The following is a 14,351-nucleotide window of genomic DNA, read 5'->3' as shown; positions in this document are numbered from 1 at the left end:
GAATTGAATTCAGTGCTCTTTTTCATCGTCTCTTTCTATCTTTGCATGCAGCGCTGGATTACACCCACTGACCTGCCACAAAACCACTCGACCAGCACCATTGGAAGTTATAGCCACCTAACCAACCGGTAACGTCCATCACTTCTCCGATGAAGTACAAGCCTTTGATGTTTTTACATTCCATGGTTTTAGAAGACAGGTGATCGGTATCTACACCACCCAAAGTCACTTCCGCCGTGCGGTAGCCTTCGGTGCCATTAGGTGCGATTGACCAGTTTTCTAAACGCTCCACCACGCTAGCAAGCTCTTTCGGGTTGAACTGCTTGAGAGGTTTATCCATCAGCTCTTTACGCTCAATCAGCACTTCCACTAAACGCTTTGGCAGCACTTTTGCTAGGGTGTTCTTTAGCGATTGATTTGGATGTTTCTCAAGGCTGCGCTCGAGCAGCAGAGCGATGTCTTCGTTAGGAACTAAGTTGATAGAAACTTTCTGACCCGCTTTCCAGAAAGAGGAAATTTGCAAAACCGAAGGGCCCGATAAGCCGCGGTGAGTAAACAACAGCGCTTCTTTGAACATGGTGCCGTCTTCGGCGGTAATTTCCGCAGGCACAGCAATGCCAGACAGTTCAGCAAAATCTTCTTTGTCTTCTTTGTGCAGCGTAAATGGCACAAGTCCCGCCGTGGTTGGGATTACCGGCAGACCAAACTGCTCAGCCACTTTGTAACCAAACGGCGTCGCGCCCAGTTTTGGCATGGAAAGGCCACCGGTCGCAACCACCAAAGATTCGCACTCAACGGGCTCAGTACCCGCGTGCAGACGAAAGCCTTCTTCGGTTTTCTCAATGGTGTGCACATCGCATTGGTAACGCTGTTGAATGTTTGGCATGTCACACTCGGCCAGCAGCATCTTCACGATGTCTTTGGCGGTAAAGGCATCGACACAAAACAATTGGCCGTGGTCGCGCTCTTCAAACTCGATGCCGTGTTTGCTGACCATGGAGATGAAATCCCAGTTGGTGTATTGCGACAGCGCCGATTTCACGAAGTGTGGGTTTTGGCATAGGTAGTTGCTGGCTGATACGTCGTAGTTAGTGAAGTTGCAGCGGCCACCACCAGAGATAAGGATTTTACGTCCTGGCTTTTTGGCATGATCCAGCACAAGCACACTGCGTCCGCGCTTGCCTGCTTCTGCAGCACACATCAAACCCGCGGCTCCCGCGCCAATTACAACAACATCAAATTTCTTACTCATCGGTCGCTCTTAGGCTCTATCCAAAATCCAAAACAATAAAAAAGGATGTGCTTATTGCACATCCTTGCTTTCTAAGAGCGCCATTCTACCGACAAATGTCGAAAGGGAAAAGCGCTTAAATTCCAAGCATCGTCTAGTACGGCTTAGCCGGAAAGACCTACAAGATGAAGGCCGCCAGTAGGGTAACACCAAGCAACGCGGTTGATAGCACAAACAACTCACGCACCCGTTCACACTTACCTGTGAATATCTCATCATGGTGATGGTGATACTCTTTGCTTTTAATGTAGTGGAACAAACGCACCTGTTTGGTGACGTTACCGTGAGTGGTGAAGAAACCATTGCCATCCACTTGTTGATACAACAATGGGTGCGCTTCACGCATGATGTAAATAAGAGAACGAAGAGCGGTGAGATAACGGATCATATTGACCCCCGTTACTACCATTAGCGCAAATAAGATTGTGTCTCCACTGATCATCTTTTCCTCCCTACATCTTCAACAATGCTCAAGAGAAAAAGACGATCAATGCTTCGTCTTTTAACCGCTACTTATCGCGTTGAGAACGCTTTACGCAGCTGGAGCACCCATGATTGAAGATGAACCTTCTTTCGCCATTTGAGCTAGATCTTTGTCGATGAAGAACAATGCTTTGCCGTCCTCACCAACTAATTCGATCTTATCTAAAATCCCTTTAAACAACTTCTCTTCTTCGTGCTGTTCTGACACGTACCACTGTAGGAAGTTAAACGTTGAGTAGTCTTGGCTTGTAAATGCAACATGCGCCAATTTATTGATTTTTTCCGTGATCATTTGCTCATGTTCGTAGGTTTCACGGAAAACATCACCTAGGCTTGCGAAATCATGTTTTGGTGCTTCAATCGCGCCTAGGATAGGCATTGAGCCAGTTTCACTCACATACGTGAACAGGCGTTGCATGTGCTCCATCTCTTCTACGGCGTGTGCACGTAAAAATTCAGCCGCACCTTCAAAACCTTTGTCTTCACACCAAGCACTCATTTGTAAGTATAGATTGGATGAGAAAAATTCTAGGTTAATTTGCTCATTCAATTGTTCGACCATAGTTTGAGACAGCATGTTAACTCCTATTTATGTGCATGCGTTTTACACCACTATAACATGATTACTGAGACAAGACTTTGTACCTACAATAATGATATGAGATCACTTCGGCAAAATTTCTCAAGGGTTAGTGCTAATCTGAAACTATACCCAAGTGACTTCATAAATGTCGAAGTCAGGGCCTTGGCACTGAGGTCAGTTCGAGGTTGCTTAGGTATACGACCTTACAAGGAGATAGCAATATGAGTTACAAACACATACTTGTGGCAGTCGACCTTTCAGACGACAGTAAAGTGTTGATTAAGAAAGCCGTATCACTGGCTAAACCTCTGGATGCGAAAGTCTCTTTTATTCACATCGACGTGAATTACGCAGAGCTCTACACCGGGCTTATCGATATCAACATGGCAGAAGCGCAGCATCAAGCGATGGAAGCGTCTCGTACCCAATTGGCAAACTTTGCGGAGTACGCTCAATACCCAATCACTCATACTTTAGTCGGCAGTGGTGATTTAAGTAACGAGTTGTGCGACACCATCAAAGATTACAGTATCGATTTAGTGGTTTGTGGTCATCACCAAGATTTCTGGAGCAAGATTCTCTCTTCAACTCGTCAACTGATTAACTGTTCACCCGTCGATATGCTGGTCGTACCGCTAAAAGACTGATTGGCGCGACGTTAAAACTTGGTTAGACTGCGGGCACATTTGTTGTTGATAAAGATTCTCATCTATGGCTTATCTATCCGCAGTTACCCTGCTTTGGGCATTTTCATTCAGCCTGATCGGCGTTTACCTTGCTGGTCAGGTTGATTCTTGGTTCTCCGTGTTCATGCGTGTGGCACTGGCCAGCGTTGTATTCATTCCTTTCCTTAAATTCCGCGGCGTAAGCAAATCTCTGATCGCGAAACTGATGATCGTCGGCGGCTTTCAGCTCGGTTTGATGTACTGCTTCTACTACCAGTCTTTCTTACTCCTTTCTGTTCCAGAAGTATTGCTGTTCACTGTATTCACACCGATTTATGTGACGCTGATTTATGACTTCCTGAAAGGTCGTTTTTCGCCTTGGTATTTAGTCACTGCGCTGATCGCAGTCGCGGGTGCGGCATGGATCAAATTCGCTGGCATTAATGAAAACTTCCTAATGGGCTTTTTGGTCGTGCAAGGAGCAAACCTCTGTTTTGCCATCGGTCAGGTGGGTTACAAATACATCATGGAAAGTGAGCCCGTCGATTTACCACAGCACACCGTGTTTGGTTACTTCTACTTGGGTGCGCTTTGTGTAGCAACCGTGGCTTTCGCGCTCATGGGCAACCTCGACAAACTGCCAACCACCGCAACCCAATGGGGCATTTTGACCTACCTTGGTTTGATTGCATCAGGCTTTGGTTACTTTGCGTGGAACAAAGGGGCAACCTTAGTGAATGCTGGCGCGTTAGCGGTAATGAACAACGCGTTAGTGCCAGCAGGCCTGATTGTGAACATCGTAATTTGGAACCGAGACGTCGACATCGTGCGCCTCGCGATTGGCGGCGCGATCATCATGCTATCGCTGTGGATTAACGAAACGTGGGTGAAAAAACGCGTTGAAATGAGCTACGCCAATAAGTAGCGCGCCTTTCTCAACACATATTCCATCAATAAAAAACGCTCTCCAACTGGAGAGCGTTTTTTTTAATTCAATTAATGCACTTTGGCTTGCGAGCTTGCGCCCATCAACGCATTCGGTGGCGTTAGTAACAACACTTCCAACTTCGCATTGCGGGCTTCCAGTTTGCGTTGACGCTTGAGCAACTTCTGCTGCTTTTTTGCCACTTTTAGCAGCTTTTTCTGCTGTTTGTAGTGTTTTTTCAGTGCCTTTTTCGCTTTCTTAAGCGCTTTTTTATCGGCCAAATCAAACAGTGCAGGAGCCGCCATCGACACTGGTGTCACCACTTTCGCAGCTTGTTTCTTCTCTTTCACTCGCTCGACCACACGTTTCACGATCGCCGCCTTTTCTGCGCTGTGTTTTGGCGTGACGGAGATGGATTGTGCAGGCAGCGCTTCAGCTAACAGACCGCATGCTTGTTGCTCGTTTAACAACTTGTCTTGGCATTTTTGTGGAGGAATTGCGGCAGGCTTACACAATGAGTCTTTAGAAGCGGAAGAGCGTGCACAAGAGCGACAAACGAACTTAGGTGCGACGACCAAACGGTGAATGTCACCCAAGTTGGCCGCAATTTGCTTGCGGTTCATCTTACATAAGCGTTTAGACATTCGACTACTCCAGCTTCCCAATTATCGACAGCATCACAACAAGTGAAATAATAATAATTCTTAGTTAGATATACAGTCAGAGTGTCGAATTAGCAAGTGAAAACTATCAATAGTGTTCAGGAAAGAATGGCAGCGTCACAGCACTTGGTTCAATGCTGTGACGAGAAGTTTTTGCGAGTCAGGAGGTTATGCCATCGAGGCTTTGACGTAGACGTCGAAACGGTTCTTTTTGGTTTCAATCGCCATACTTGGCTTTTGCTCGTTCAGCCAATTCGCGTAGTCCGGGCGCTTAACCACCACGCGTTTCGTTGCCAAGGCCAGAGCAGGTTCGAGCAATCCATCGGCATCCAAATCCGCTCCCACCAAAGATTGGAAGACGCGCATCTCTTTTTTCACCAACGCGGATTTCTTTTTGTTTTCTGGGTGCGGGTACATCGGGTCGAGATACACCACATCCGGTTTCACAAACTCGCTGTCTTGCGCCAGTTGATCCAGCGCGTCATGGCTGGAGGCATGGATCAGCGACATACGCTCAGATACCCACGTGCCGATTTCTGGGTCTTGTTTCGCGCGAGCCAAGCCGTCATCCAACAAGGCCGCCACGACTGGGTGACGCTCGACCATCTGCACTTTACAACCTAGCGATGCGAGCACGAACGCATCACGACCAAGGCCTGCCGTGCCGTCTAACACGGTTGGGGTCGCACCTTTGTTCAAGCCTGCGGCTTTTGCGATCGCTTGCCCTTTGCCGCCACCGAATTTACGGCGATGACCCACCGCGCCACCAATCAAATCGACAAAAATCGCACCGAGCTTAGGCTCATCGACTTTACGCAGCTCTAAACGCTCCGCAGTCAGCACCAAAGCAAAGTCGCTCTCGTCAGTGTGAGAAAGCTGCCAACGCGCAGCCAGTTCGTCGAGATGAGATTGTTGAGACGGGTCTTCACAGATCAATTGCAGTTGCAAAAGGAGGCTCCAATAAAAATCGAGGTAACTGGCGCTGAGTGTATACCCAAGTTACCTCTAAAAGCTAGATTGGCGGCGAGATGCCAAGGTTAAAGCGAAGAGAGATTCTCGACCAATTCTGCCAACGGTTTCGGGTGACCAATGCCATAACCTTGACCGTAATCCACACCAAGGTCGATCAAGTGCTGCATGACTTGTTCGTTTTCGACAAATTCCGCCACCGTAACTTTGCCAAGCTGCTTCGCCAAATCGTTAATGGAGCGAACCATCACTCGGTCCATTTCATTCACGTCGATATCTCGCACGAAAAGGCCATCAATTTTCACGATATCTACAGGAAGTTTCTTCAAGTAACCAAAAGAAGACAAGCCCGAACCAAAATCGTCCAGCGCAATCATACAGCCGAGCGATTTGGCTCTGGTGAAAAAGTCGATGGCTTGATCTAAATTGCCCATGGCCGCCGTCTCTGTGATTTCTAAACAGATTTTTTCGCACGGCATGGTCGAGTTTTTCAATCGTTCGAAGAGAAAATCGATAAATTCCTGATTCCCCATGGATTGACCAGAAAGGTTAATCGAGCAACGCCCCAACTTTTCCACTACGTCTGGTCTCTGTTCAAACCATTCAAGCGCTTGGTTGATCACCTGCTTATCAATCCAATGCGCAATGTTATAACGCTCGGAAGCGGGAATGAAAATAGCCGGAGAGACGTAGTTACCCTGCGCGTCACGAATACGCACCAAAATCTCAAAATACATCAGCGACTCTGGCGACTGCAAATTCATCACTCGCTGAGCAAACAGCTCCAAGCGCTGATTGGATAACGCCTCGTGCACCAAATTGACGCTCTGCATTTCCATCTGACGACGCTGCAGCTCTTCATTGTCTAAGCTGAACAGATTGTAACGGTTACGCCCCTGCTCTTTCGCCGCATGGCACGCCGAATCCGCTTGCGCGTGCACCATTTGCGGCGTTTCTGCCGTGTGGTCGATGATACGAATGCCGACCGAGCAACTGATGAATAAGCGTGTATCTTCCCAGATAAACAGGTGCTCGCCCAATGTCGAGATAATCACCTTCGCAATATTGATTGCGCCATACTCATCGCAATCTTTCAGTAGCACCGCGAATTCATCGCCGCCCATTCGCGCAAGCACGGAATTGTATGGCAGCACCTCTTCCAACATGCTGGCGCAAAATTGAATCGCGGCATCGCCCGCATCGTGCCCAACGGTGTCATTAAGCACTTTCAACTGGTCGAGATCGAGGTACAACATCGCATGCACTCGGCGGTGGCTATCCACTTCACGCAGCGCAGTTTTCAACTCCAACTCAAAGTGATTGCGGTTGTATGTCCCCGTCAATAAGTCATAACGCGCCTGATACTCTAACTTCTCAGCCAAAAGTTTGGTCTCTGAAATGTCTTCACCCACAATCAGCAACTGATCGGAATCGTTGAGCGGTCGAATGTTTTCGCGTACCCAAACACTGTGCCCGTCAGCATGGCGATACTCGATTTCACGTCGCCACACATCATGAACTTGATGACTCGGTTGCAACAACACCTGGCGTGGGAACAGTGCTTTGTCATCAAGATAGAACTCTCGCAGGCGATGGCCGAGCATCTCAATCGGCTCGTAGCCCAATAACAGTTGCGCGAATCGGTTCACTTCTTGGATGCGGTTGTGACTGTCGAGCGTCACCATCATCACGGGCTGCTGCTCGTAGTAATTACGCAAGCTCGACTCACGCTGATAGAGCTTATCTTCCATCAACTTACGGCTGGTGATATCACGCGCCTCAAACAGATACTGCTTTTGTTTGCCTACCTGCTGGGAGAACGGCTTTAAGGAAATTTCGAGTACCATAGAGCCGTGCTCTTTGCTCCAGATTTCGGCTTCAAATGTCGAAACTTGTTGCTGCGGTGCATCAAAATAATCGGCGATCGCGTGGCGTGCTTGCTCACTCCAGTTTTGATGTAACCAAAGTGGCTTATCTAAGCGTAATTCCTGATGATAGAGCAAAGATTGCAGACGATCGTTGCCAGATTTAAGCAAACCATGTTTATCCAAAATCCCCATGTACTGCATACTTTGGTCAAAAATGGACTCTAGAATCGCCTGGCTTTCACGAGCAGCCGTCTCGCTGCGACGAATGCGTTGCAAGTAGTAGCTCAGTAGCAAAATAGCCACCAGCATCAACACGAACAAACTGCCAAACAAGCGAATTTCTTTGGCGAAACGCTCCGAAAATTCCATCGGCTTATTAAAAAAGACCGCCGAGGATTCTTGCTCTGCGCCCAACCCCCAGCGCACGACCGCTTGGTAATCGAGCTTGATTTCAGAATCGCCATTCACCACCGGAGGTAATGGTTCTTGTGGGTGGTCGAGCACCTGTTCAAGTAATCTAGCCGCTTCAACACCTTGGCGATAACCACTTTGAATCACGCCGCCCACCGCACCATGACCCAAACCTACATCGTGCACCATAAACAATGGCGCGTTGGAGGCCTTGTTGATCTGAATCCAGTCACGCTCGCTGCCGACCACACCATCTTTGTCGCGGTAGTAAGTCCAAAACAGCACCACATTTTCTTTATTGAGTTGAGCGATTTTTTGCTTCAATGCTTCAACATTGTCAGGGACAAGTTGAGTGATCTTGTTGCGATAACGGTCGTGTTTTTGGATAAAATCGTCAATCTCGTCGCGAAGTATCGCACCAGTCACCGAATGATCACTGATGATGTAAATCTGCTTGTTGTCTGGATGCAAACGCTCGATCAGCGCTAAGTTCGCTTCTAAATCGACGTTCTCAATCACGCCGGTTGCGTTAAGTGATTGATGAAAGGAAGGACGGTAATTGTTGATGCCACAGAAAATCACTGGCGTGTCTTTGATCAACGGCGCCAAGTGTTGCATCAATTCCAATGCATTGTTGTCCGTCACCAAAATGGCATCAAAACGCTCATCGCTCAACTTGGTGCGATAGAGTGATTCGAGCTGGGTAAAAAACTGCTCGCTCTGGTTACGCTTGGAATCCAAGTATAAAACTCGCATGTCCATCTCGCGGTCATCGAGTTGTTGATCGATCCCGCGCTGAATGGAGTCCGTCCAAAAGAATCCTTGGTGATAAGAATGGACGACAAGCACCTTCGGCTCTTGAGCAAGTGTCAGTTCACTCCAGGCACATGCACTCCAGAATAAGGCGACCAAAATCAGAAAACGCTGCACATTCTCTCCATAGCATCGGAGTTAACCCGCAGTTACCCCTGCCAAACCTTGTGAATCGTGTCCGCTGTGAGTATAAAAGAGACGTAACTCTCATACCCAACGGAAATAATAGTATGAATGCGAGCCTGCCGAAACTCGACGACCTTGACCGCGCAATCTTAAAAACACTTATGGCAGACGCCAGAACGCCTTACGCCGAAATGGCTAAGCAGTTCGATGTCAGCCCTGCCACCATTCATGTGCGTATCGAGAAAATGAAATCGGCTGACATAATCGAGGGTACGGAGGTGATCGTAAATACCAAGAAGCTCGGCTACGATGTGTGTTGCTTTATTGGTATTAACCTTAACGCGGCGCGTGACTACCACTCCGCGTTAGAAAAACTCAATGCTCTCGATGAGGTAGTGGAAGCTTACTACACCACAGGCGCGTATAACATATTCGTCAAATTGATGTGCAAATCGATTGAAGAACTGCAATTTGTGCTGATTGATAAGCTGCAAGCCATTGATGAGGTTCAGTCCACGGAGACATTGATATCGTTGCAAAACCCGATCAACCGCAACGTGAATCCGTAAATTTTTTTATAAAAAATGTACAAAAAAGGCCAACCGAACGGTTGGCCTTGGTGTTTTTTGCTCAATTTACGCCGCAATACCCGAATGGCGCAGCAGTGCATCGATTTGTGGTTCACGACCACGGAAGCGCTTAAACAGCTCCATTGGCTCTTCACTGCCACCCATTTCTAGAATGTTGTTCAGGAAGCTTTGACCCGTCTCTTTGTTGAAGATACCTTCTTCTTCAAAACGAGAGAATGCGTCTGACGACAACACTTCTGCCCATAGGTAGCTGTAGTAACCCGCGCTGTAACCACCAGCGAAGATGTGACCGAAGCTGTGTGAGAAACGCGCCCACTCAACCGCTGGAACAACCGCCACTTTCTCTTTCACTTCAGCCAAGGTTTCCAGCACACGTGCACCCACTTCTGGGTCATATTCGGTGTGAAGCGTGAAGTCGAACAAACCGAATTCTAGCTGACGCAAAATACCCATCGCAGATTGGAAGTTTTTCGCCGCGAGCATTTTGTCTAGCATCACTTTTGGTAGCGGCTCGCCCGTTTCGTAGTGACCAGAAATGAACGCCAGCGCGTCTTCTTCCCAACACCAGTTTTCTAGGAACTGACTTGGCAATTCAACCGCATCCCAAGGTACGCCATTAATGCCTGATACCGCGCCAGTTTCTACCTGCGTCAGCATGTGGTGGATGCCGTGACCAAATTCATGGAAAAGTGTCACAACTTCATCGTGCGTAAACAGTGCTGGCTTGTCGCCTACTGGACGGTTGAAGTTACAGGTTAGGTACGCAACCGGCGTTTGCAGTTCACCAGATAACGTAATACGACGACCACGACAGTCATCCATCCACGCGCCGCCACGTTTGTGTTCACGAGCGTAGAGATCTAGGTAGAAGCTGCCACGTAGTGTGCCTTCAGCGTCAAAGATGTCGAAGAAACGCACAGATTCGTGCCAAGTGTCTACGCCTTCTCGCTCAGTAACGGTCATGCCAAACACGCGGTTTAACACTTCAAACAGACCGTTCACGACTTTTGACTCTGGGAAGTATGGGCGCAGCTCTTCGTCCGAGATTTGGAACAAGTGCTGTTTTTGCTTCTCGCTGTAGTAAGCGATATCCCACACGTTCAGCTCTTCAACGCCAAATTCGCCCTTAGTAAACTGACGCAACTCTTCAATTTCGCGCTCACCCTGCGGTTTCGCACGTGTCGCTAAGTCATTTAGGAAGCCAAGCACTTGAGCCGGAGTTTCTGCCATTTTCGTCGCCAACGACTTCTCACTGAAGGTGTTGAAGCCCAGCATACGTGCGATTTCATGACGCAGTTTTAGCTGCTCAGTAATGATTTCTGAGTTGTCCCATTTGCCTGCGTTTGGACCACGATCAGAAGCGCGCGTCACGTACGCTTCGTACACTTCTTTACGCAACTCTTGGTTGTCGCAGTACGTCATGACAGGTAGGTAAGATGGGATATCCAGCGTGATCAGGTAGCCATCGAGCTCTTTTGCTTCTGCAGCGGCTTTTGCTGCTGCCAACGCCGATTCTGGCATACCCGCGAGGTCTTTCTCATCCGTGATGTGCTTGGTCCAACCCATGGTGGCATCCAGCACATTGTTGGAGAATTTAGAGCTCAGCTCAGACATGCGTTTGCTGATCTCGCCGTAACGGTGCTGCTCGTCTGATGGCAAGCCGATGCCCGACAATTCGAAGTCACGTAGCGCATCGGTGATGGTTTTCTGCTGGGCACGCGTTAACGTTGCAAATTCTTCGCTCGCTTTGATGGTTTTGTACGCTTCGTACAGGCCTTTGTGCTGACCAACCCAAGTGCCGTATTCCGACAAAATTGGTAAGCAGCTTTCGTACGCTTCACGCAGAGCTTCGCTGTTCACCACAGAGTTCATGTGACCAACTGGCGACCAAATGCGGCTCAGACGGTCATCAATTTCTTCTAGAGGAGCAATCACATTTTCCCAAGTTGGGTTGGTGTTGTCTTTTAGCACCTCTTCAACTTTGGCGCGACAATCTGCAATCGCCTGCTCGACAGCAGGTTTAATGTGTTCTGGTTTGATTTGCGAAAACGGAGGTAGGTCCGTAAACGTTAGAAGTGGATTAGACATGAATAATTCCTTTTGTGTTTTGGCTCTATGACTGCCCATAAAATAGGCGGACCCAATGCACAAGTAAGCCGACAACATGGATTGGGGGAGCTCCGTTCCCTTTCTCTATGCTGCGATGACCGGATGATCAACGAGAGCTTGCTCTGTCCTTGAGTCTTATTCTGCCTAAGTGGCAGAGCACTCTATTGGAGCACTGCGATCCCACTTAGGTTCAATATGTTTAGTAAGTATGGGTGACTTAAAGAGATTTCAATAGTGAGTGCATTTTAAGTCGCGCAAAATCAAACGGAGATTCTGCATCTGCAAGGATGTTGGGTATAATGCTCTCAACACACCGAAAATTTATTGTATCTGAAATCACAGACCACACTCAGCCAAAGAGTGTTTCGAGAGTTTAATTTGTTAAGTTACCGCCACAGCTTCCACGCTGGCAACCATGCCGACGTGGTCAAACACATCGTTCAAAGCCTCATTCTTGATGCGCTGAAACAAAAAGATAAGCCATTCGTTTATCACGATACCCACTCGGGTGTGGGCCGTTACGATCTGACTCACGAATGGTCTGAGAAAACGGGCGAATACAAACAAGGCATCGCACGTATTTGGGATTACCCAAATATTCCTGAAGACATCAAAAGCTACATCGATGCCATCAAAGCACTCAACAACGGCGATAAGCTGCGCTACTACCCAGGCTCACCGCGTGTGGCACGTGCGCAAATCCGCCCACAAGACCGCATGGTACTGACAGAGCTGCACCCAGCCGATCACCCATTGCTGGAGCAAGAATTCCATCGCGACCGCCAAGTCAGCATCTACAAAGAAGATGGCTTTAAACGTCTAAAAGGCAGCCTACCACCGCAAGAACGTCGTGGCTTGGTACTGATTGACCCGCCATACGAGCTAGCTAAAGAGTACCGCGATGTGGTGCAAGCGATTTACCAAAGCCACAAACGTTGGGCAACGGGCATCTACGCGATTTGGTACCCAGTGGTAAACCGTCACGACATCGAAGACATGATTGAAGGTCTAGAGAGCCTCGGCATTCGTAAGATTCTGCAAATCGAATTGGGTGTCGCACCCGATACCAACGAGCGCGGCATGACGGCATCCGGCATGATTGTGATTAACCCACCGTGGAAACTGGAAAGCCAGATGAAAGAAATTCTGCCATTCCTGCAAGACGCGATCGCACCAGCTACCGGCCACTGGAAAGTGGACTGGATTGTGCCAGAGTAAACACTTCTGCACCGAAACCTCTCAGCGCAACGACATTTTCGTTGCGCTTTTTTATGCTCTCAACTCCGCCGTCTGATCGCGCTTATTCTTCTTTTTGTACCTCTCATCGCTATTTGTCATAAGCAATGTCACTTTTTCCCATTTAGGAATTCGTTACATTCGATTTATGATAGTGGGATAACGGTGGCATTGAGTTCAGGCAAGGTCATCCCAATCTATCTATGTACCAGATAAAATTTATAAGCTCTTGGAGAAAGTAATGGCGACTCATTTTGACTATATCTGTATCGGTGGCGGCAGTGGCGGCATCGCATCTGCAAACCGTGCGGCGATGTACGGCGCGAAAGTTGCGCTAATCGAAGCTCAAGATCTCGGTGGTACCTGTGTAAACGTAGGTTGTGTACCGAAGAAAGTGATGTGGCACGGCGCACAAATAGCAGAAGCAATGAACCTGTACGCAGAAGATTACGGTTTTGATGTCGACGTGAAAGGTTTCGACTGGAGCAAACTGGTTGAGAGCCGTCAGGCGTACATTGGTCGTATTCACCAATCTTACGATCGCGTTCTTGGCAACAACAAAGTAAACGTAATTAAAGGCTTTGCTAAGTTTGTTGACGAGAAAACCGTAGAAGTAAACGGTGAACATTATACTGCGGATCACATCCTAATCGCGGTTGGTGGTCGTCCTACTATTCCAAACATTCCAGGCGCTGAATACGGCATCGATTCAAACGGCTTCTTCGACCTAGCAGAGCAACCAAAACGCGTTGCGGTTGTCGGCGCTGGCTACATCGCAGTTGAAATTGCTGGCGTGCTGCACGCACTAGGTACAGAAACGCACCTGTTCGTACGTAAAGAATCACCACTGCGTAGCTTCGATCCAATGATCATCGATACGTTGGTTGAAGTAATGGAAGCAGAAGGCCCAACACTGCATACCCATTCTGTACCAAAAGAAGTGGTAAAAGAAGCCGATGGCAGCCTAACTCTGCACCTAGAAAACGGTGAGAGCCAAAACGTTGACCAACTGATTTGGGCAATCGGTCGTCACCCAGCAACAGACGCAATCAACCTAGCGTCAACCGGCGTTGCAACGAACGAAAAAGGCTACATTAAGGTAGACGAATACCAAGAAACCAACGTGAAAGGCATCTACTGTGTGGGTGACATCATGGAAGGCGGTATCGAGCTAACACCAGTAGCAGTGAAAGCGGGTCGTCAACTTTCTGAGCGTTTGTTCAACAACAAACCAAACGCGAAGATGGACTACGATTTGGTTCCAACTGTGGTATTTAGCCACCCACCAATCGGCACTATCGGTCTTACAACGCAAGAAGCGGAAGATAAGTACGGCAAAGACAACATCAAAGTCTACACATCTGGCTTTACAGCGATGTACACCGCCGTTACTAAGCACCGTCAACCATGTAAGATGAAGCTTGTATGTGCGGGCGAAGAAGAAACGGTTGTTGGCCTACACGGCATCGGTTTCACGGTAGATGAAATGATCCAAGGCTTCGGCGTAGCAATGAAGATGGGCGCAACCAAAGCAGACTTCGACTCGGTTGTGGCTATCCACCCAACGGGCTCTGAAGAGTTCGTAACGATGCGTTAATTACGCGCTAATCGCATTGCTGA

Annotated in this window: 12 protein-coding genes; 5 read left to right on the top strand and 7 right to left on the bottom strand. The window is 48.3% G+C overall.

The window, feature by feature from the left end; genetic code table 11:
* Positions 1-58 precede the first annotated feature (58 nt).
* The 3 genes from ACYJZR_RS00365 to ftnA all read right to left on the bottom strand — a co-directional run bounded on the left by ACYJZR_RS00365 (position 59) and on the right by ftnA (position 2,351).
* Positions 59-1,252, bottom strand: a complete 1,194-nt coding sequence (locus tag ACYJZR_RS00365; RefSeq protein WP_005478661.1) for a BaiN/RdsA family NAD(P)/FAD-dependent oxidoreductase — start codon at positions 1,250-1,252, stop codon at positions 59-61.
* Positions 1,253-1,409: 157 nt separating this feature from the next.
* Positions 1,410-1,733 (bottom strand): universal stress protein UspB, encoded by a 324-nt coding sequence (gene uspB / locus ACYJZR_RS00360; RefSeq protein WP_005394407.1) that lies wholly within the window; start codon positions 1,731-1,733, stop codon positions 1,410-1,412.
* 90 nt (positions 1,734-1,823) lie between these two features.
* Positions 1,824-2,351: a non-heme ferritin gene (ftnA, locus tag ACYJZR_RS00355; RefSeq protein WP_005467599.1), complete on the bottom strand. Its 528-nt coding sequence runs from the start codon at positions 2,349-2,351 to the stop codon at positions 1,824-1,826.
* 227 nt (positions 2,352-2,578) lie between these two features.
* On the opposite strand from ftnA, the gene uspA reads away from it, so the two are divergent.
* Together uspA and ACYJZR_RS00345 are read left to right on the top strand one after the other, a co-directional pair.
* Complete coding sequence (gene uspA / locus ACYJZR_RS00350; RefSeq protein WP_005467601.1) at positions 2,579-3,004, top strand: universal stress protein UspA; 426 nt, start codon at positions 2,579-2,581, stop codon at positions 3,002-3,004.
* Positions 3,005-3,068: 64 nt separating this feature from the next.
* Positions 3,069-3,947, top strand: a complete 879-nt coding sequence (locus ACYJZR_RS00345; protein ID WP_005467602.1) for a carboxylate/amino acid/amine transporter — start codon at positions 3,069-3,071, stop codon at positions 3,945-3,947.
* Positions 3,948-4,018: 71 nt separating this feature from the next.
* Here ACYJZR_RS00345 and ACYJZR_RS00340 read toward each other — a convergent pair whose 3' ends face one another.
* The 3 genes from ACYJZR_RS00340 to ACYJZR_RS00330 all read right to left on the bottom strand — a co-directional run bounded on the left by ACYJZR_RS00340 (position 4,019) and on the right by ACYJZR_RS00330 (position 8,787).
* A complete protein-coding gene (locus tag ACYJZR_RS00340; RefSeq protein WP_461715835.1) occupies positions 4,019-4,591 on the bottom strand; it encodes a hypothetical protein in 573 nt (190 codons plus the stop codon).
* A gap of 186 nt (positions 4,592-4,777) precedes the next feature.
* Positions 4,778-5,557: a class I SAM-dependent methyltransferase gene (locus tag ACYJZR_RS00335; RefSeq protein ID WP_005467606.1), complete on the bottom strand. Its 780-nt coding sequence runs from the start codon at positions 5,555-5,557 to the stop codon at positions 4,778-4,780.
* An 89-nt stretch (positions 5,558-5,646) separates the two neighbouring features.
* Positions 5,647-8,787 carry an EAL domain-containing protein gene (locus ACYJZR_RS00330; RefSeq protein ID WP_047123656.1) on the bottom strand — a complete coding sequence of 1,047 codons (3,141 nt, stop codon included), beginning with the start codon at positions 8,785-8,787 and terminating at the stop codon, positions 5,647-5,649.
* A 113-nt stretch (positions 8,788-8,900) separates the two neighbouring features.
* Between ACYJZR_RS00330 and asnC the strand changes: the two genes are divergently transcribed.
* On the top strand, positions 8,901-9,365 hold the full coding sequence (gene asnC, locus ACYJZR_RS00325) for a transcriptional regulator AsnC (RefSeq protein ID WP_005465258.1): 465 nt from the start codon (positions 8,901-8,903) through the stop codon (positions 9,363-9,365).
* Between the two features lie 66 nt (positions 9,366-9,431).
* On the opposite strand, the gene prlC is transcribed toward asnC, so the two are convergent.
* Positions 9,432-11,474, bottom strand: a complete 2,043-nt coding sequence (gene prlC / locus ACYJZR_RS00320; protein WP_065771161.1) for an oligopeptidase A — start codon at positions 11,472-11,474, stop codon at positions 9,432-9,434.
* Between the two features lie 399 nt (positions 11,475-11,873).
* Between prlC and ACYJZR_RS00315 the strand changes: the two genes are divergently transcribed.
* Complete coding sequence (locus tag ACYJZR_RS00315; protein WP_193233851.1) at positions 11,874-12,713, top strand: 23S rRNA (adenine(2030)-N(6))-methyltransferase RlmJ; 840 nt, start codon at positions 11,874-11,876, stop codon at positions 12,711-12,713.
* A gap of 259 nt (positions 12,714-12,972) precedes the next feature.
* A complete protein-coding gene (gorA, locus tag ACYJZR_RS00310) occupies positions 12,973-14,328 on the top strand; it encodes a glutathione-disulfide reductase (protein ID WP_005496640.1) in 1,356 nt (451 codons plus the stop codon).
* Positions 14,329-14,351 lie beyond the last annotated feature (23 nt).

Source organism: Vibrio sp. RC2502 (genome assembly GCF_054850435.1).
Note: the sequence above shows the minus strand (reverse complement) of the source record. Positions and strands in the feature narration are given on the sequence as shown.

Bases quoted from the DNA above. Each gene is read 5' to 3' on its own strand.
- ACYJZR_RS00365 (WP_005478661.1), bottom strand. From the start codon at position 1,252: ATGAGTAAGAAATTTGATGTTGTTGTAATTGGCGCGGGAGCCGCGGGT.
- uspB (WP_005394407.1), bottom strand. From the start codon at position 1,733: ATGATCAGTGGAGACACAATCTTATTTGCGCTAATGGTAGTAACGGGG.
- ftnA (WP_005467599.1), bottom strand. From the start codon at position 2,351: ATGCTGTCTCAAACTATGGTCGAACAATTGAATGAGCAAATTAACCTA.
- uspA (WP_005467601.1), top strand. From the start codon at position 2,579: ATGAGTTACAAACACATACTTGTGGCAGTCGACCTTTCAGACGACAGT.
- ACYJZR_RS00345 (WP_005467602.1), top strand. From the start codon at position 3,069: ATGGCTTATCTATCCGCAGTTACCCTGCTTTGGGCATTTTCATTCAGC.
- ACYJZR_RS00340 (WP_461715835.1), bottom strand. From the start codon at position 4,591: ATGTCTAAACGCTTATGTAAGATGAACCGCAAGCAAATTGCGGCCAAC.
- asnC (WP_005465258.1), top strand. From the start codon at position 8,901: ATGAATGCGAGCCTGCCGAAACTCGACGACCTTGACCGCGCAATCTTA.
- prlC (WP_065771161.1), bottom strand. From the start codon at position 11,474: ATGTCTAATCCACTTCTAACGTTTACGGACCTACCTCCGTTTTCGCAA.
- gorA (WP_005496640.1), top strand. From the start codon at position 12,973: ATGGCGACTCATTTTGACTATATCTGTATCGGTGGCGGCAGTGGCGGC.